Below are 17,049 nucleotides of genomic sequence, written 5' to 3'. Positions count from 1 at the left end.
ACTATTTATATTGATAACTTTGACGCTCATCAGTTGCCTTTTCTAAAGCGAAATGTACACTTGTGCGCTGATTAAAGCTTACAGGTGTAAGCTAAAGGTAGTAAAGATGGCCAACCTAGATTTTCATATCGTAAAACGTATTCGAGACCAGATTGCAAAAGGCAATGATCGCATTGCGCTTAAGCATAAAGTAGGCAATGTTTGGAATGGCATTAGCTGGAAGCAGTTTGGTCAGCAAGTGGATGCATTGTCACTTGCTCTATTGGCTCACGGTATCCGAATTCAAGACAAGATCGGTATCTTCTCTAACAATATGCCGCAGTGGACAATCGCAGACTTTGCCGCTCTGCAAGTTCGTGCGGTTACCGTACCCATTTATCCAACCAACACCGCAGCTCAATCTGCTTATATCTTGCAAGATGCTGACGTCCGAGTGCTGTTTGTTGGTGAGCAGCCTCAATTTGATGCTGCAGTGTCGATTTTTGACGAATGTGATCAGCTTGAATTGATCGTCGCTATGTCTGATGACATCGATGTGGGTGAACATGAGTTTGCCATTAGCTGGCAGCGACTGATTGCCAATGTTGATAAAGTGCATCAGCAAGAGCTTGATATCCGTTTAGAGCAAGCGAATCTGGAAGACCTTCTTACTTTGATTTACACCTCAGGTACAACCGGTCAGCCGAAAGGCGTGATGCTAGATTACGCGAATATTGGTGCTCAGCTTGAAGGGCATGATCAGCGTTTAAGCTTATCACAGAGCGATGTTTCTCTCTGTTTCTTACCTCTTTCTCATGTTTTTGAACGTGCTTGGACTTTCTACGCACTATATAAAGGGGCGACCAACTGCTATCTGCAAGATACCATGCAGGTACGTGACGCCTTGAGTGAAGTACGCCCAACCGTGATGTGTGCGGTTCCGCGCTTTTACGAAAAGATTTTCTCTGCCATTCATGAAAAAGTCGCCAAAGCACCATTTATTCGCAAAGTCTTGTTTACTTGGGCAGTCAACATGGGCGCTAAGATGGCTGTATGTCATCAAGAAGGACGTAAACCTTCAATCGCACTCAAGAAGTCTCATGCTTTAGCGGATAAATTAGTGCTATCGAAATTACGAGCACTACTCGGTGGACAAATCAACTTTATGCCTTGTGGGGGCGCGAAGCTAGATGAAACCATAGGTCGTTTTTTCCATGCTATCGGGATTAACGTCAAGCTTGGCTATGGCATGACAGAAACCACTGCGACGGTATCGTGTTGGGATGATAAGTGCTTTAACCCAGATTCGATTGGTATGGCGATGCCAGGTGCTCAGGTTAAGATTGGCGAAAACAATGAAATCTTAGTTCGCGGCCCCATGGTGATGCGTGGCTACTACAAGATGCCGGAAGAGACAGCTAAGACATTCGATGAGCATGGCTTCTTAAAAACCGGTGACGCAGGTCATATCGATGAAAATGGTAACCTGTTTATTACCGATCGAATTAAAGAACTGATGAAAACATCGGGTGGTAAATACATCGCGCCGCAGATGATTGAAGGTGCGATTGGTAAAGATCACTTTATCGAACAGATCGCTGTAATAGCAGATACGCGCAAGTTTGTTTCGGCTCTTATTGTTCCTTGCTACGACTCTTTGGAAGAGTATGCCAAAGAACTTAATATCAAATACCACGATCGCGTTGAGCTAATTAAGCACCATCAAGTGGTTGAGATGCTAGAAAAACGCGTCAACGAACTACAGCAAGAACTGGCTAAATTTGAGCAGGTGAAGAAATTTAAACTGCTGCCAAAGGCTTTCTCAATGGATGCTGGTGAGTTAACACCGACACAGAAACTGCGTCGCAAAGTGATTAACGACAAATATCAGGATGAAATTGAAGAAATGTACAGCGATAAGGTAGAGAAGAAGTAACTTTCTCGATAGTAAATTTCGTAACTGTTTAAAAATCCCTCAGAGAGATGGTTTGCTTTCTGAGGGATTTTTTTATCCGGTTTCCAACTTACTTACCACGATGAATCTCTGAATATTGAAAAGGTAGTCTAAAATTTTTAACCGAATTTATTTTTATTTCTAGTTTAACTATCTGGTTTTGGTCTTCTTGTTAGCTAGTTTCTATAATTTGATGTCGATAAATAGCATATTGTTTAAAGTGAGATGGAAATCGCATTAGACCCATTGATAATAAAACGTTACATTTGTTGCGTGACCTTGCTTTATGTTACCTGTGAGCAAGACATAGCCGAAAAAGTGGAAGTATTTCGATTTAGGCTACGAATAAGACCTAACTATGAAAAACCAGTCCATCACGTTGACCTTATGTGGCGGAAAACTGGTTAAGGAGAAAAATATGGCAGCAATGTTGTCCGGTGCAGAGATGGTTGTGCAATCTCTGATCGAAGAAAACGTTGAACAGATCTTTGGTTACCCAGGAGGCTCTGTTCTTGATATTTACGATGCACTTCATGCCAAAACCGACCAAATCAAACACGTTCTAGTACGTCATGAGCAAGCCGCTACGCATATGGCTGATGGTTATGCACGTGCGACTGGCAATCCTGGAGTAGTACTAGTCTGTTCCGGCCCTGGTGCAACCAATACTATTACAGGTATTGCGACGGCATACATGGACTCAATTCCAATGATCGTTATCTCAGGTAACGTACCAAACAACATGATTGGTAACGATGCCTTCCAAGAGTGTGACATCGTTGGTGTATCTCGCCCAGTGGTTAAACACAGTTTCCTAGTTAAGAAAGCAGAAGATATTCCTGAAACAGTGAAGAAGGCCTTCTACATTGCCACTACTGGTAGACCTGGCCCAGTTTTGATCGACTTACCTAAAGATGTCATGAATCCACAGGTAAAACTGCCATATGAATACCCGCAGTCACTGTCGATGCGCTCATACAAACCGACAACTACTGGTCACAAAGGTCAGATCAAAAAAGGTCTTAAGACGCTTTTAGAAGCGAAGAAGCCAGTACTTTATGTGGGTGGTGGTGCCGTCATTTCTGAAGCTGAGCAGCATCTTACTAAACTGGCCGAAGCGCTAAACTTGCCTGTGGTCAGTACTTTAATGGGGCTTGGCGCGTTTCCAGGCACACATAAGAATTCTTTAGGCATGTTAGGTATGCACGGTGTGTATGAAGCTAACATGGCTATGCACAATGCAGATCTGATTTTTGGTGTCGGTGTGCGCTTTGATGACCGAACCACCAACAACCTAGAAAAGTACTGTCCTGATGCCAAGGTGATGCATATTGATATCGATCCTTCATCGATTTCAAAGAACGTAAAAGCAGATCTTCCCATCGTAGGTTCGGCTGAGAAAGTCCTTGAGAGCATGGTTAACTTGCTAGAAGAGCAGGGCAGCACTAATGATCAAGAAGCGTTGAATCGCTGGTGGGATGAAATTCAAGTTTGGCGTGAGCGTCAATGCTTGTCGTACGAAACCTCTCCAGAGCGCATTAAACCGCAGCAAGTTATTGAAACACTGCATAAACTGACCAATGGTGATGCTTACGTTGCCTCTGATGTAGGTCAGCACCAGATGTTTGCTGCGCTGTACTATCCATTTAACAAACCGCGCCGTTGGATCAACTCTGGTGGTCTTGGCACTATGGGTTTTGGCCTACCTGCGGGAATGGGTGTGAAATTCGCTAAACCAGATGAAGAAGTTGTTGTTGTTACCGGTGACGGTAGTATCCAGATGAACATTCAGGAACTATCGACGGCAATGCAATACGATATTCCGGTCAAGATTATTAACCTCAACAACCGATTCCTAGGCATGGTAAAGCAGTGGCAAGACATTATTTACCAAGGTCGACACTCTAACTCTTACATGAGTTCTGTTCCTGATTTTGCAGCTATCGCAGAAGCATATGGACATGTGGGGATTCGCATTGAGTCACCAGATCAGCTTGAGGCTGGTTTGAAGCAAGCGCTAGATATGAAAGATCGATTGGTGTTTGTGGATATCAATGTTGATGAAACAGAGCATGTATATCCAATGCAGATCAAAGGCGAAGGCATGGACAAAATGTGGTTGAGCAAGACGGAGAGAACTTAATATGAGACACATTATTTCACTACTAATGGAAAACCAACCCGGTGCGCTTTCTCGCGTGGTTGGCCTTTTCTCTCAGCGCGCTTACAACATTGAATCTCTGACCGTTTCTCCAACCGATGACGAAACCTTATCGCGCCTAAACATTACCACTATTTCAGACGATATGGAGCTAGAGCAGATCCAGAAGCAATTAAACAAGCTGATTGATGTGCTTAAAGTTCAAGAGGTCTCAGAGCTTGATCATATTGAACGTGAATTGATGATGGTAAAAGTGAAGGCGAGTGGTTTCTCTCGTGCGGAAGTTAAACGTACTGCCGATATTTTTCGTGGTCAGATAGTTGATGTTACAGCCTCTCAGTACACGGTACAGATGGCGGGTACCAGTGAGAAACTTGATGCCTTTATTCAGGCATTATCGGAAGTGACAGAAGTGATTGAAGTAGCGCGAAGCGGCGTTGTGGGCATTGCTCGTGGTGAGCGCGCTCTAAAACCTTAACTTGTTAAAAGTCCAATAAAAAAACCACCGACTTGTCGGTGGTTTTTTTGATCTTAAGAGTTAAATTAGTGCAGGATACGTGCGCGGATTGTCCCTTCGATGCTCTTAAGTTTCTTAAGTGCCTCTTCTGAGCGCTCTGTTTCCACATCAATAACCACATAACCGAAATCTGCGGCTGTTTGCAGGTACTGACCGGCGATGTTAATCCCTTCTTCAGCGAAAATGGTGTTAATTTGCGTCAGGATGCCCGGACGGTTTTGGTGAATGTGTAGTAAGCGCGAACAGTCACGGTGCTCTGGCAACGACACTTCAGGGAAGTTAACACTTGATAAGGTCGAGCCGTTGTCTGAGTACTTAGCAAGCTTACCAGCCACTTCAACACCAATGTTTTCTTGTGCTTCTTGAGTTGAGCCGCCAACGTGAGGCGTTAAGATAACATTGTCAAACTTCTGCAGTGGTGACTCAAATGGGTCTGCGTTGGTTTTTGGTTCCGTTGGGAATACGTCAATTGCCGCGCCAGCAAGGTGACCTGCTTCTAGGCTGTGGCATAGTGCTTCAATATCTACCACCGTACCGCGAGCGGCGTTAATGAAGATAGAACCTGGCTTCATTCGCGCAAATTCTTCAGCGCCCATCATATTTTTGGTTCCAGCTGTTTCCGGTACATGAAGCGAAATAACATCACACTTATTCAGCAGTTCACTCATAGTATGAACTTGAGTGGCGTTACCGAGTGATAACTTGTTTTCAATATCGTAGAAGTAAACACGCATACCAAGGTTTTCAGCGATAATGCCTAGCTGAGTACCGATATGACCGTAACCAATAATACCTAAGCGCTTGCCGCGAGCTTCGTATGAGTTGTCGGCACTTTTCTTCCAAATACCACGGTGTGCTAGAGCGTTCTTCTCTGGAATACCTCGTAGTAGCAGTAGGACTTGACCAAGAACCAGTTCTGCCACACTACGCGTGTTTGAGAATGGTGCGTTAAACACTGGAATGCCGCGAGTCGCCGCTGCTTTAAGATCAACTTGGTTGGTACCAATACAGAAACAACCAATCGCAACCAGTTTCTCTGCTGCATCAATCACTTGCTGAGATAGATTAGTGCGCGAGCGAATACCGATAAAGTGAACGTCTTTCACTGCTCCAAGTAACTCTTCCTCAGGAAGCGAGCCTTTGTGGTATTCAATATTGGTGTAGCCAGCAGCCTGAAGAACTTCTACAGATGATGGGTGTAGACCTTCAAGCAAGAGGATCTTAATTTTATCTTTTTCCAGTGAAACTTTGGCCATTGTCTTCTTCCTTAAAGTGGGGAAATTTGGGCTTAACGGGCGCACATTAAGCAAAAGCAGGTAAAGCAAACGTTTTTGTAGACGTTATATAGCACGCAAACGTTTTCCTTGTGCGTCTTCTGACCATTAAGTTAACAAAAAAAATACACTTTGGGTAAGAAAATTACGGAATAAGGCATAATTTTTATAGAGTAAAATGAAAAAACGGCGCCAATAGGCGCCGTTTGTAATGAAATAACAAAAATGAAGTGCTTATTCTTCGATTTTTGCGCCTTCTGGCGTTCCAGTAATTACTACGTCTGCACCACGGTGGGCAAATAGACCAACGGTAACTACGCCAGCGATAGCATTGATTTTATCTTCAAGATCTTTTGGATCAGTAATCTGCATGCCGTAAACATCAAGAATCACATTGCCGTTGTCTGTGATAACGCCTTCACGGTATGCAGGATCACCACCTAGCTTAACTAACTCGCGAGCCACGTATGAGCGTGCCATTGGAATCACTTCAACAGGTAGAGGGAAGTTACCTAGTACATCAACCGCTTTCGTGTTGTCGACGATACAGACAAATTTATCTGAAATAGCAGCAACGATTTTCTCGCGCGTTAGGGCAGCACCGCCGCCTTTGATCATATCGCGTGTCGCGTTGATTTCGTCAGCACCGTCAACATAGATATCCAAGCCCGCGACTTCATTACAGTCAAAAACCTTAATCTCTAACTCTTCAAGTTTCTTCGTTGACGCTTCAGAGCTTGAAACCGCACCTTTAATCTCTTCTTTCATGGTTGCTAGTGCATCGATGAAGTGATTTACCGTCGAGCCCGTACCAACACCTACAATGCTGCCTTTTTCGACATACTTAAGTGCTGCCCAACCAGCTTCTTTCTTCATTTCATCTTGAGTCATTGCTCATCTCCTAAAGGCGGTAGTAAAAACGATTGCGGCGCGATTATAGCCCTATCTCTAGCAGACTTGAAGCCAAGCTAACGGATTCTAGCGAACAGGGTTAATCCCATTGCCAAATCTTGGTTGGAGTCACAATTTTGGGTAAGGGGACATCCCAAGACTCGATAGGCAGTTTCTCAACATGTTGGCAATCATGTGCTAGGCCAATAGGCATAGGGCCTTGGCCCGTCTTAAACCAAGGCTCTAACGTGCGGTCGTAATATCCGCCACCCATGCCGAGGCGATGGCCTGTAGAGTCAAAACCGACCAGTGGCGTGCAAATGATGTCGAGAGACTTTGCTGGCAGGATTGTCGTTTGATCAAGCTTAGGTTCAGCAATTGAATAACGGTTGAGCACCATTGGGGTCGAGCTGTCATAGTGCAGAAACAGCAGATGACCTTTGGAAAAGGGATGAATGACAGGCAGGTAAGTCTTTTTACCTTGCTGCCATAGCCACTCAATGAGGGGCATGGTTTCAAGTTCACCGTCGGTCGTAAGATACAAGGCAATATGTTGCGCTTGCGCGAGCTCAGGTAGCTGGGAGAATCGTTGCACCAAATCTAAACCCGCGAGATGTTGCACATCACTGGATAATTGGTTGCGTTTTTGGCGGATGCTTTTACGGAAGTCTTGTCTGGAAAGCGTCATGACGTTACCCATGGTTGCAGGGTATCGTGAAAGGGATACCCCAGAGTGCCGTTGGAGAAATGGACCCTTGAACCAGCTGGTTCAAGGCGGATCAGCAGAGATAACCGTAGGCTTCTCGGTACAAGCCGAGCTTGCTCAATAGCTATCAAGTACTAACCCTTAGGTATTGCTTATCGGCTCAGGGACTTAATCCCCTAACGAACACTCCAGGGTAAATTCTTGACGGTGTAAAGGTTTATTGCTGTCCTGGCTTTACTTTACTAATCGCGTTGTCGAGTGATGCCGAAAGGAGTTCCATTCGCTCAAACATGGCATCTTGTTCCTGCTTAGAATTACTATCACGAGCCTCAAGCTCATGACAAAAGTTTAACGCAACAAAGGTCAAAAGTTGAACTTCATTAGTAATCTTGGTTTTGGCTGACATGTCTTGCAAACGTTCTTCAAGACGCTCTGCGGCTTTAATCAATGACTCTTCTTGCCCTGCCGGACAATTTACCCGAGTGAGTTTGCCTAAGATTTCAACTTCTACCGCTTGATTACTCATATCGACTCTATATCTGTTGCCTAAGGTGATAAAGCAGATAATCACCGAGGGAGAACTATAGAAAAACGCCCATTAAGATTCAAGCTTTTCAGAACAGCGATAAGCAAATCAGGGCGCAATAACACAGTAATTGGGCAATTTGTGTAAAAGCTGCCCACAATTGCTAATCGCTCGTTTTCGCTCGCGGTGGTAAGTGATACGATTGAGGATATTTAGACATATTTAGGCTAATCCAATGAGCGAAACAAAACTACCTGATTACTTAGCATTTGCCACTGAGCTTCAGTCTGCAGGGCTTGCAGTGAACCCTGCCGAGCTGCACGGATTATTAACTGGAATGCTAAGTGGTGGCTTAAGCTTGACTGATAAAAGCTGGCAACCGATGGTTTTTGATTATGTAAGCGAAGGGATGGGCTGGCCAAGCAAAGTATTGCAACTAGCCCAAGCTACGTTGGACGCTAGCATTGCGGAGTTAACGGGCTCTGGTATGGACATCGAAATGCTACTACCAGACGAAGAAGCAAGCGCTTCCCTGTTTGATATTGCAGATGGTCTCGCAGAGTGGGTGAACCATTTTATTTCAGGTTTGGGTTTGGTGAATGCTGAACTTAAGAAAGCGTCAAGCGATGTTAAAGAAGCGCTCGCGGACTTAGAAGAAATCTCGAAGTTAGGCATCGATGAAGATGACGATCTGGAAGAGCAAGCTCAACTGTTAGAACAAGTCATTGAACATGTTAAAGCGTGCGTATTGACCATTCACGCTGAATTTGGGCAAAGAAAAGCTGATTCACAGCAAGCACCAACGATTCACTAAAAGGGGTTTCCATGAAGCAGTTTGATGTGGTGATTGCTGGTGGTGCGATGGCGGGAATGACGCTGGCCCTTGCAATCAATAAGCTTGCTCCGCGACCTTTGTCTGTTGCTGTCATTGAGCCGTTTCAAGTCGATCACGCGGCTCATCCGGGTTTTGACTCACGCTCGATTGCACTGTCCTACGGTACGGTTGCGATTTTAAAGCAGCTTGGCTTGTGGCAAGAGATTGAGAAAGTGGCAACCCCCATTGAACATATTCATGTTTCTGATCGCTCTCACGCGGGTATGACGGATATTACCACTGAAGAAGTGGGCGTTGATGCGTTAGGCTACGTCGTTGAACTTGCCGATGTGGGGCGTATATACCATCAACAAGTTGAGCAAGATAACAATATTTCAGTCCTACACGCTGCAGTTGAGCAAATCGAGCGAAGTGAAGAAAAGGTTTCTATCACATTAAATGATGGTCATCTTGTTGAAGGAAAGCTTTTGGTTGCTGCTGACGGTGCGATTTCCACTTGTTGTGAGCAAGTCGGTATAGCGCTTAATGAGCATGACTTTGAGCAGATTGCCGTGATTGCCAATATTAGTGCTCAGGCACCACACAATGGGCGAGCATTCGAGCGTTTTACTGAGTCAGGACCGGTGGCGCTATTGCCCATGTCGCAAGGACGGATGTCTTTGGTCTGGTGCGTAAGGCCTGACAAAGCACAACAGATCATCAACTATAACCATGAGCAATTCCTGTCTGAACTGCAACAGGCCTTTGGCTGGCGACTAGGTAAATTACAAAAAGTGGGTCAACGAGCGAGTTACCCTTTGTTATTACGTTACAGAGAGCAAAATGTCTCGCACCGTTTTGCCATTGTTGGCAATGCGGCTCAAACGCTACATCCGATTGCTGGCCAAGGATTTAACTTGGGAATTCGTGACGTCGCAACGTTAGCAGAAAGTATTGCCCAATCCAGTGACGATCCTGGTAATTATTGTACTCTTAAGCAGTTTAAGAACGCTCGTCGCGATGATCGTAATGCGACCATCGCGATGACCTCAGCCTTAGTGCATATTTTCTCCAACGATTACCTATCACTGCGCGTTGGGCGTAATCTTGGGTTGTTCGGTATGGATAATCTACCTGTGCTTAAGACACCTTTGTTAAGAAGAACATTAGGTTTAGTGGCTCGCTAGAGGCGCTAAAAAGGATATAAAACTATGATGCAAAGTGTAGATATCGCCATTGTTGGCGGTGGAATGGTGGGTTTAGCGCTTGCAGCAGCGTTTAAAGACACTGAATTACGTATTGCTGTGATTGAAAGTCGAGCTCCTGAGAGTGAGCTCAATGACTTGCCAGATGTGCGAGTGTCAGCACTTAGCCGTTCGAGTGAAACGGTGTTAAGAAACCTAGGTGCATGGCAAGGCATTACCCAGCGCAGAGCGGCACCCTATCAGGCGATGGAAGTGTGGGAGCAAGATAGCTTTGCTCGTATCGAATTTGAAGCTCAGCAGTTAGCGCAGCCCGATCTCGGTCATATCGTTGAAAACCGTGTTATCCAGCTTGCTCTACTTGAACAAGTTAAGCAGCAAAGCAATGTGACTCTATTTATGCCAGAGAAGTGTGCTTCGATGGCGATAGGGGAGAGTGAAGCATGGTTAACTTTGGAGAGCGGCCAAGCGTTAACGGCTAAGCTAGTGGTAGGCGCTGATGGGGCGAACTCTTGGGTTCGTAAGCAGCAAGATATTCCGTTAACCCATTGGGATTACGGCCACAGTGCCATTGTTGCCAATATCCGCACTAAAGAAGATCACCAGCGCGTCGCAAGACAAATTTTTACCCCGCAAGGGCCATTAGCTTTTTTGCCGCTAGGTGAAGATAATCTCAGTTCGATAGTCTGGTCGACCGATCCAAGTCGAGCTGAACGACTTGTGAGCATGTCTTTAGCGGAGTTCAACAAAGTGCTGACGGCTGAATTCGACAATCGTTTGGGGCTATGTAAAGTCGAAGGGGAGCGTTTTGCCTTCCCACTAAAGATGCGTTATGCGCGTGATTTTGTTGCGGAGCGTGTGGCTTTAGTTGGCGATGCGGCGCACACCATTCACCCTCTTGCGGGACAAGGGGTAAATCTCGGTTTGCTGGATGCAGCAAGTTTAGCCCAAGAAGTGCTCCAGCTTTGGCAAGCGGGAGAAGATATTGGCTCTAAGCGCAATCTACGGAGTTATGAGCGTTGGCGTAAGTCTGAAGCGGCCAAAATGATTGCCGCAATGCAAGGCTTTAAAGACCTTTTTGAAGGAAGTAACCCAGCGAAGAAACTGATCCGTGGCATTGGGATGAAACTCGCCGGTCAGTTACCGGGAGCCAAGGATGAGATCATGAAACGAGCGCTTGGTTTGAAGGGAAATTTACCTCAATTAGCCCAGCAATCAAGGCACAAATCTCAAACGGTATAAATGCAAAGGGTTGGCAATCGCCAACCCTTCTTGATTCTATTATGCGTAAGCGCAGCGGAGTTTCATCACTTCCTGATTAATTTCTTTTACCGCTTGAAAGTGCTTACGTTCAGCCTTTTCTGGCAAGATCAGCTTGCCATTATCAAATTCAAACTTACCAACCCCGTAAATGTAGATCCTTCCCTTAAATAGCCGACTAATGTGTTTAGCAATCATACCTGGTGTATAGCGCTTAAACAGTCTCATACAGTTATCCTTATGTTTAGCAAGCACTGCAAATTATACGTTTTTCCCACCCTGAAAATTGTGATTGTGATGGTGGAAAATGCAGATGAAACTGGTGTGTTTGGATATTTGTGTTGCTGTAGACAAAACCACGGATAAATATCCAATTTATTGTGATAATTACCTCACTTATCTTCTGACAGCGGAACTCGCATAAGAGTTCAATCGCGAAATATTAAGCCTCAGTTATATGACACATTTAAGAATAGTTTAACTTTCAGAGTGGGTGTAAAAGAATTGTAAAATTTTACCAAAAAAAAGCCCGCTTTGATGCGGGCGAATAGTCACAGATGCATTACACAAAAAGTGGATGTCCTGAAACAATCAGTGGATTCACTTTTTTAGTTGGAGAAGGATTCACATACCTTTCGAGCCACATACCAACTCATTGAAAGGTTGTGTCGCTCAGCATGTATAAGCTACTGAGCGAACTTTAACCAACAGAGACAGCATACTTCAAAAATATCATTGTGACTACTTATGCTTTATTGGTGAATAATAATTTAATTGAGAAAAGGCTAATGATGCGATAACGGTCATGGTTTGATGAAATCGATTGCAACAAGAGAGACTGGTTTCTACCCAGTAATGGGTAGAAACCGTTTAGTCGCGGCAGATATCGCCAATGACAGGTTGACTGAGTTGAATAAGATCGTCACAACTCAAGGCGATGCCAGCCATATTTGAGCCACTGCTTATCGTGACCTCAGGTTCTGCCAAAAGTTGCTGGTCGAATACGATCACCATTGGCGTGCGCAGTAACAAGGGGACAACCGTGCCAATCTTGTATCCAGTCAGGCTCGCCACCTCTTCCATAGATACGCAGGTCATTCGACGCCACTCTAGAAGCGCGCGGACTTTTTTTGGGTCGACTGCCTTGTTTCCTGGGGCGCAGGCAATTGCGTAGCGGTTACTCATATCACGCAGTACAATAGATTTCACCATCTGTTCTGGTCTAATCCCTCGCTGCTTTGCCGCATCTTCTATGGTTGTCGCTGGAGTTTGGTGCGGCAGCAGTCGAAAGTTGATCTGCTGCGCTTCTAGATATTGCGTAATGTGCGTTGAGATAGGATCAGTCATTATCTTCTAGCGAGTAAGGCAGAGCCGCAAATGTCCATTCACTGTTAGGTTGCTCTTTTAGGCGCAGTTGAGTGTCTGCTTCTAGGTTGTTAGGCAAGACAACCAGTGCCAAGGCTTTATTATCGCTGTAGCGGTAGCTAGCAATAATTTTGCCCGCGCTACGCCAGTTTTCACCGACTGCTCGCTCTAGCTCTGCGTTAGCGTCAATCACTGCTTCAGCATCGCCCTTAACGATAAACAGTGCACGCTTGTTGATGCCGCGATATTTAGCGCGAGCCACAGTCTCTTGGCCTGTATAACAACCTTTAGTAAAGCTAATTCCCCCAAGCGCTTGAATGTTTAGAGCTTGCGGAATGTGTTCATTTTGCTGTTCGGTATTGAGCAGTGGCAAGCCCGCTTGAATATCGTGCAATGTCCAGAGTTCTTCAGATACTTTTTCTGCTTGTAGAGTCGCGATCAATTGCTCGGCGCTAGATTGCTCCATTAAGAGTAGCCAACGCTGTTGGTCAATTTTAACGGCAGTGCCACCTTCAATAGAGCGCACATCACCAGATTGAGATGAAAGAGAGTCAATAAAGCTTGTCGCAGAGTCGCCCATTAGTCCCAGAGCGATATCTTCTGTTTGCTTGATTTCTACCTTAGAAAAAATCGCATACTTTTTCAGCTCGGTTAGCTCTTTATCGATAATGGAGGCTGGCTGAAACATGGCGTAGCCGCCGTTGTGGTGAAACAGACGAAACGCGCTCCATACCTTACCTTTAGCGTCACAGTGGGCACCAAAGGTAGAGTCTTGCTCATCTAATGTCACTACGTCACAAGTCACTTGGCCTTGAAGGTAGGATTTCTTGTCATCGCCAAACATTGTAATTGCACTCCATGATGGGAGTAACGCAACTGAAAGTTGAGGAAGTGCATCGCTTGACGCTAGTTGTAGGGGAGCAAACTCTTTCTGCCAGTCCATGATTGATACCTAATAGAAACTTAATAACTGTATGTTAGCGCTGAATCCTAGTGATAAACAACCTTTAGAGTTGTAGGCGAATTTTTCATGTCTTGGTATGGAAAAACATGACCTTGCTCGGGAGTGTGACTAGCGCCCTAGTTGTGAGCGAAATTGCTTGTTACACTCGGCGCAAACAACCGATTAGGTGAGGAATTAGAATGTATACCGCAGAAGAAAAAGCGCGTATCAAATGGGCATGTCGTCGAGGAATGCTAGAACTCGATGTTGTTATCATGCCTTTTTTTGAGGAATGTTTTGACGCCCTAAAAGATAATGAGCAGCAGGACTTTGTGTCTTTGTTAGAGTGTGATGATCCAGACTTGTTCACATGGATTATGGGTCATGGCCGTAGTGAGAATCTAGGTCATGCGTCTATGGTGGATAAGATTGTCGCACATAACCTCAGTAAAGTGCGCTAGGTTCTACCTTAGCCCCTCTTATACTGCAACGATGACCAGCATCTTAGTTATGATGCTGGTCTTTTTGATTGTGGTTCTATCATCTATTCCACTAGTCGCCTCTCTAGCCTTGATAGCTATGCTTGTGAAGAGTGCGCTAGTCGATGACGTCTTGCTGCCGTCAATGCAGGGCGAAGTAGAATTTACCTCTCCGTCGACGTATAAGACGGCGCAAGGGAATGAGCGAATTCGAAGCGTTAATTTTATCGGTGTGGCTTTTGGTTTACTTATCACTCGCCAAGATAAGACGCGATTCATTTTATGGCGTGATAGCATGCCTGAAGAAGATTATCGGCATTTAGTCGTGATACTAAAAAGGGAGCATTAAGCTCCCTCTATTATTTTTGTTTTTCCGGTAGCAGTATGGTTGGACCGCTATCTTCAGCAAGCTCCGGGTAGTCTAGCGTGTAGTGCAGACCACGGCTTTCTTTACGCTCCATTGCGCAGCGGACCATTAATTCTGCCACTTGCAGTAAGTTACGCAGCTCAAGCAGGTTGTTGGAAACCTTAAAGTTGCTGTAGTACTCGTGAGTCTCTTGCTGGAGCAGTTGGATACGACGTAGTGCCCGCTCAAGGCGCTTATCGGTCCTTACGATGCCCATGTAATCCCACATAAATAGGCGTAACTCGTGCCAGTTGTGTTGGATAACGACCTCTTCATCTGAGCAGCTAACTTGGCTTTCATCCCATGCAGGAAGTGCTGGTGGAAGCGTTGCTTGGTCTATGTTGGCAATGATGTCATTGGCTGCTGCCCAAGCGTAAACAACACACTCTAGCAGTGAGTTTGACGCCATACGGTTCGCCCCGTGCAGACCGGTATAGCTCACCTCACCAATAGCGTAAAGCTGTGATAGATCGGTTTGCCCAGTGTGATCAACCATAACGCCACCGCAGGTATAGTGTGCAGCGGGAACAACAGGGATCGGTTCTTTGGTCATATCGATGCCAAGATCGAGTAAACGCATATTAATTGTTGGGAAATGCTTTTCGATAAAATCAGCCGGCTTGTGGCTGATGTCGAGGTACATGCAGTCTGCACCTAAGCGTTTCATTTCGAAGTCAATCGCACGTGCTACAACATCACGTGGCGCAAGTTCTTCACGCTCATCAAAATCTGGCATAAAGCGCGAGCCATCAGGACGACGCAAATAGGCACCTTCGCCACGCAGTGCTTCAGTCAGTAAGAAGTTACGCGCTTCAGGGTGGTACAAACAGGTCGGATGGAACTGGTTAAACTCTAGGTTCGCTACACGGCAGCCTGCGCGCCAAGCCATAGCAATACCATCACCAGAAGATACATCTGGATTTGACGTGTATTGATAGACTTTAGAAGCCCCGCCAGTAGCCAGAACAACAAACTTAGCCCTAACGGTTTCTACGTGCTCTTGATTGCGGTTCCAGATGTAGGCACCAACGATTTTTTTCTCGTCGCCACCCACTTTATCTTCAGTAATCAGATCGAGCGCATTATGGCGCTCTAAAACGGTAATATTAGGGTGATTATGAACATTGTCTTGCAGCGAAGTTTGCATCGCCATGCCTGTCGCATCAGCCGCATGCAGAATGCGACGATGACTGTGTCCACCTTCGCGAGTCAAGTGATAGCGAGGTGCTTCATCAGTGTCGTTTTCTTCGCGATCGAATGGAACTCCGCCATCGATAAGCCATTGGACACATTCTTTGGCATTTTTAGCAATGAACTCGACAGTCTCTTGCTCACAGATGCCTGCGCCAGCAATTAAGGTATCTTGAACGTGAGATTCAATACTGTCCGACTCGTCGAAAACAGCGGCGATACCCCCTTGCGCATAGTAAGTTGCCCCCTCGCTACGCGGACCTTTACTCAGTACGATTACTTTACCGTACTCTGCAACACGTAACGCTAAAGAGAGTCCAGCTGCGCCACTACCCACCACTAACACATCACATTGATGTTCACGGTTTGCGTTCATAAAACTTTTAAATTCCCGAGTTAATTTGTACCTGTGCCACTTTCATCCCGAAAAACCGTTTTGGTTTGGCACGGTAGCAGAGCGATCCCGCTCTAAAATATTTCAATGAATTGCAACGTTGACTCTGAAAACAAAAGAGTCAACTCACTATAGTACCACTGTGAGAGTGGCTTTGCATAAATGCAATTCTTCGTAAATAGCATTGCTTTTCTCTACCTTGATCCTCACAATCTGAGACAAGAAGTAGATTGGTGCTTCATTGCGCAAAAATAGTTTGAAGAATTTTTGAACTTATATTTATTTGCTAGGTCACAATAGTGCTCAAGTAAGCAGTGGTGTCAAGACTACATTTTGCATAATTAATGCTCATGTCTGAGAAGATAAGGGCGAATAACGATAGGAGTACCCGCTCGAATGAACGAGCAGCTGACCGATCAAGTATTAATTGAGCGAGTTCAGAATGGGGATAAGCAAGCATTCAATTTGTTGGTAACTAAGTACCAAAACAAAGTCTGCAACCTTATTTCTCGCTATGTGAATAATCCTGGTGATGTTCCCGATGTAGCGCAAGAAGCATTTATAAAGGCGTACCGAGCGATACCAAGCTTTCGTGGTGAAAGTGCCTTCTATACTTGGTTATATCGGATTGCCGTTAATACTGCAAAAAACCACCTTGTTGCCCAAGGGCGCAGACCGCCAGCACAAGATGTGGATACTGATGATGCTGAATATTACGAAACAGGAAGTGCATTAAAAGAAATTTCGAACCCTGAGAACTTAACGTTGTCCAATGAATTGAAACGTGTTGTTTTCAGTGCAATCGAAGCACTGCCTGATGATTTAAAAACCGCGATGACGTTGCGCGAGCTCGATGGCTTAAGCTACGAAGAAATAGCAGCGGTTATGGATTGCCCTGTAGGAACGGTACGTTCGCGTATCTTCCGTGCTCGTGAAGCGGTTGAGAAGAAAATCCAACCCCTTTTGCAACGCTAGACCAGTAACATT

17 protein-coding genes and 1 other RNA gene are annotated in these 17,049 nt (G+C 45.3%); 9 read left to right on the top strand and 9 right to left on the bottom strand.

Annotated elements, in window-relative coordinates; all coding sequences use genetic code 11:
• Positions 1-106: 106 nt before the first annotated feature.
• The 3 genes from AC6R16_RS07490 (at position 107) to ilvN (ending at position 4,572) form a co-directional block, all read left to right on the top strand.
• Complete coding sequence (locus AC6R16_RS07490; protein WP_500641461.1) at positions 107-1,915, top strand: AMP-dependent synthetase/ligase; 1,809 nt, start codon at positions 107-109, stop codon at positions 1,913-1,915.
• 436 nt (positions 1,916-2,351) lie between these two features.
• Positions 2,352-4,076: an acetolactate synthase 3 large subunit gene (locus tag AC6R16_RS07485; RefSeq protein WP_239826463.1), complete on the top strand. Its 1,725-nt coding sequence runs from the start codon at positions 2,352-2,354 to the stop codon at positions 4,074-4,076.
• A 1-nt stretch (position 4,077) separates the two neighbouring features.
• Positions 4,078-4,572: an acetolactate synthase small subunit gene (gene ilvN / locus AC6R16_RS07480; protein WP_004744777.1), complete on the top strand. Its 495-nt coding sequence runs from the start codon at positions 4,078-4,080 to the stop codon at positions 4,570-4,572.
• Positions 4,573-4,637: 65 nt separating this feature from the next.
• Here the strand turns inward: ilvN and serA are convergent, their stop codons facing one another.
• From serA to zapA, 5 genes are all read right to left on the bottom strand, one after another.
• A complete protein-coding gene (gene serA / locus AC6R16_RS07475; protein ID WP_500674017.1) occupies positions 4,638-5,867 on the bottom strand; it encodes a phosphoglycerate dehydrogenase in 1,230 nt (409 codons plus the stop codon).
• 252 nt (positions 5,868-6,119) lie between these two features.
• On the bottom strand, positions 6,120-6,776 hold the full coding sequence (gene rpiA / locus AC6R16_RS07470) for a ribose-5-phosphate isomerase RpiA (protein ID WP_171323212.1): 657 nt from the start codon (positions 6,774-6,776) through the stop codon (positions 6,120-6,122).
• Between the two features lie 100 nt (positions 6,777-6,876).
• Positions 6,877-7,464 carry a 5-formyltetrahydrofolate cyclo-ligase gene (locus tag AC6R16_RS07465; RefSeq protein ID WP_171323210.1) on the bottom strand — a complete coding sequence of 196 codons (588 nt, stop codon included), beginning with the start codon at positions 7,462-7,464 and terminating at the stop codon, positions 6,877-6,879.
• Between the two features lie 33 nt (positions 7,465-7,497).
• Positions 7,498-7,680: non-coding RNA, 6S RNA (gene ssrS, locus AC6R16_RS07460), on the bottom strand.
• Positions 7,681-7,699: 19 nt separating this feature from the next.
• A complete protein-coding gene (gene zapA, locus AC6R16_RS07455) occupies positions 7,700-8,008 on the bottom strand; it encodes a cell division protein ZapA (RefSeq protein ID WP_494505447.1) in 309 nt (102 codons plus the stop codon).
• A gap of 235 nt (positions 8,009-8,243) precedes the next feature.
• Here zapA and AC6R16_RS07450 point away from each other — a divergent pair, with 235 nt between their 5' ends.
• The 3 genes from AC6R16_RS07450 to AC6R16_RS07440 are packed head-to-tail and all read left to right on the top strand — an operon-like array spanning position 8,244 to position 11,266.
• A complete protein-coding gene (locus tag AC6R16_RS07450; protein WP_500674016.1) occupies positions 8,244-8,822 on the top strand; it encodes a YecA/YgfB family protein in 579 nt (192 codons plus the stop codon).
• An 11-nt stretch (positions 8,823-8,833) separates the two neighbouring features.
• Entirely contained in the window at positions 8,834-10,009 is a 1,176-nt protein-coding gene (gene ubiH, locus AC6R16_RS07445) for a 2-octaprenyl-6-methoxyphenyl hydroxylase (RefSeq protein ID WP_500674015.1), read from the top strand.
• A 24-nt stretch (positions 10,010-10,033) separates the two neighbouring features.
• A complete protein-coding gene (locus AC6R16_RS07440; protein WP_500674014.1) occupies positions 10,034-11,266 on the top strand; it encodes an FAD-dependent 2-octaprenylphenol hydroxylase in 1,233 nt (410 codons plus the stop codon).
• A 39-nt stretch (positions 11,267-11,305) separates the two neighbouring features.
• Here the strand turns inward: AC6R16_RS07440 and AC6R16_RS07435 are convergent, their stop codons facing one another.
• The 3 genes from AC6R16_RS07435 to ygfZ all read right to left on the bottom strand — a co-directional run bounded on the left by AC6R16_RS07435 (position 11,306) and on the right by ygfZ (position 13,592).
• Complete coding sequence (locus AC6R16_RS07435; protein WP_004744768.1) at positions 11,306-11,512, bottom strand: DUF1107 domain-containing protein; 207 nt, start codon at positions 11,510-11,512, stop codon at positions 11,306-11,308.
• 642 nt (positions 11,513-12,154) lie between these two features.
• Positions 12,155-12,631 (bottom strand): aminoacyl-tRNA deacylase, encoded by a 477-nt coding sequence (locus AC6R16_RS07430; RefSeq protein WP_500641467.1) that lies wholly within the window; start codon positions 12,629-12,631, stop codon positions 12,155-12,157.
• Positions 12,624-13,592 (bottom strand): tRNA-modifying protein YgfZ, encoded by a 969-nt coding sequence (gene ygfZ / locus AC6R16_RS07425; RefSeq protein WP_500674013.1) that lies wholly within the window; start codon positions 13,590-13,592, stop codon positions 12,624-12,626. The genes AC6R16_RS07430 and ygfZ overlap by 8 nt, the downstream gene beginning before the upstream one ends.
• Before the next feature lie 200 nt (positions 13,593-13,792).
• Between ygfZ and AC6R16_RS07420 the strand changes: the two genes are divergently transcribed.
• Together AC6R16_RS07420 and AC6R16_RS07415 are read left to right on the top strand one after the other, a co-directional pair.
• A complete protein-coding gene (locus tag AC6R16_RS07420; protein WP_004744765.1) occupies positions 13,793-14,053 on the top strand; it encodes an FAD assembly factor SdhE in 261 nt (86 codons plus the stop codon).
• Positions 14,001-14,420 (top strand): protein YgfX, encoded by a 420-nt coding sequence (locus tag AC6R16_RS07415; protein ID WP_494505442.1) that lies wholly within the window; start codon positions 14,001-14,003, stop codon positions 14,418-14,420. The genes AC6R16_RS07420 and AC6R16_RS07415 overlap by 53 nt, the downstream gene beginning before the upstream one ends.
• 10 nt (positions 14,421-14,430) lie before the next feature.
• Here AC6R16_RS07415 and nadB read toward each other — a convergent pair whose 3' ends face one another.
• Positions 14,431-16,044 (bottom strand): L-aspartate oxidase, encoded by a 1,614-nt coding sequence (gene nadB, locus AC6R16_RS07410; protein ID WP_500674012.1) that lies wholly within the window; start codon positions 16,042-16,044, stop codon positions 14,431-14,433.
• Positions 16,045-16,458: 414 nt separating this feature from the next.
• Between nadB and rpoE the strand changes: the two genes are divergently transcribed.
• Positions 16,459-17,037, top strand: coding sequence for an RNA polymerase sigma factor RpoE (rpoE, locus tag AC6R16_RS07405; protein ID WP_004744762.1), 579 nt, complete (start codon positions 16,459-16,461; stop codon positions 17,035-17,037).
• Positions 17,038-17,049 lie beyond the last annotated feature (12 nt).

The organism is Vibrio sp. R10-SG3-ISO10, assembly GCF_059834185.1.
Note: the sequence above shows the minus strand (reverse complement) of the source record. Positions and strands in the feature narration are given on the sequence as shown.

Bases quoted from the DNA above. Each gene is read 5' to 3' on its own strand.
- AC6R16_RS07490 (WP_500641461.1), top strand. From the start codon at position 107: ATGGCCAACCTAGATTTTCATATCGTAAAACGTATTCGAGACCAGATT.
- AC6R16_RS07485 (WP_239826463.1), top strand. From the start codon at position 2,352: ATGGCAGCAATGTTGTCCGGTGCAGAGATGGTTGTGCAATCTCTGATC.
- ilvN (WP_004744777.1), top strand. From the start codon at position 4,078: ATGAGACACATTATTTCACTACTAATGGAAAACCAACCCGGTGCGCTT.
- serA (WP_500674017.1), bottom strand. From the start codon at position 5,867: ATGGCCAAAGTTTCACTGGAAAAAGATAAAATTAAGATCCTCTTGCTT.
- rpiA (WP_171323212.1), bottom strand. From the start codon at position 6,776: ATGACTCAAGATGAAATGAAGAAAGAAGCTGGTTGGGCAGCACTTAAG.
- AC6R16_RS07465 (WP_171323210.1), bottom strand. From the start codon at position 7,464: ATGACGCTTTCCAGACAAGACTTCCGTAAAAGCATCCGCCAAAAACGC.
- zapA (WP_494505447.1), bottom strand. From the start codon at position 8,008: ATGAGTAATCAAGCGGTAGAAGTTGAAATCTTAGGCAAACTCACTCGG.
- AC6R16_RS07450 (WP_500674016.1), top strand. From the start codon at position 8,244: ATGAGCGAAACAAAACTACCTGATTACTTAGCATTTGCCACTGAGCTT.
- ubiH (WP_500674015.1), top strand. From the start codon at position 8,834: ATGAAGCAGTTTGATGTGGTGATTGCTGGTGGTGCGATGGCGGGAATG.
- AC6R16_RS07440 (WP_500674014.1), top strand. From the start codon at position 10,034: ATGATGCAAAGTGTAGATATCGCCATTGTTGGCGGTGGAATGGTGGGT.
- AC6R16_RS07435 (WP_004744768.1), bottom strand. From the start codon at position 11,512: ATGAGACTGTTTAAGCGCTATACACCAGGTATGATTGCTAAACACATT.
- AC6R16_RS07430 (WP_500641467.1), bottom strand. From the start codon at position 12,631: ATGACTGATCCTATCTCAACGCACATTACGCAATATCTAGAAGCGCAG.
- ygfZ (WP_500674013.1), bottom strand. From the start codon at position 13,592: ATGGACTGGCAGAAAGAGTTTGCTCCCCTACAACTAGCGTCAAGCGAT.
- AC6R16_RS07420 (WP_004744765.1), top strand. From the start codon at position 13,793: ATGTATACCGCAGAAGAAAAAGCGCGTATCAAATGGGCATGTCGTCGA.
- AC6R16_RS07415 (WP_494505442.1), top strand. From the start codon at position 14,001: ATGCGTCTATGGTGGATAAGATTGTCGCACATAACCTCAGTAAAGTGC.
- nadB (WP_500674012.1), bottom strand. From the start codon at position 16,044: ATGAACGCAAACCGTGAACATCAATGTGATGTGTTAGTGGTGGGTAGT.
- rpoE (WP_004744762.1), top strand. From the start codon at position 16,459: ATGAACGAGCAGCTGACCGATCAAGTATTAATTGAGCGAGTTCAGAAT.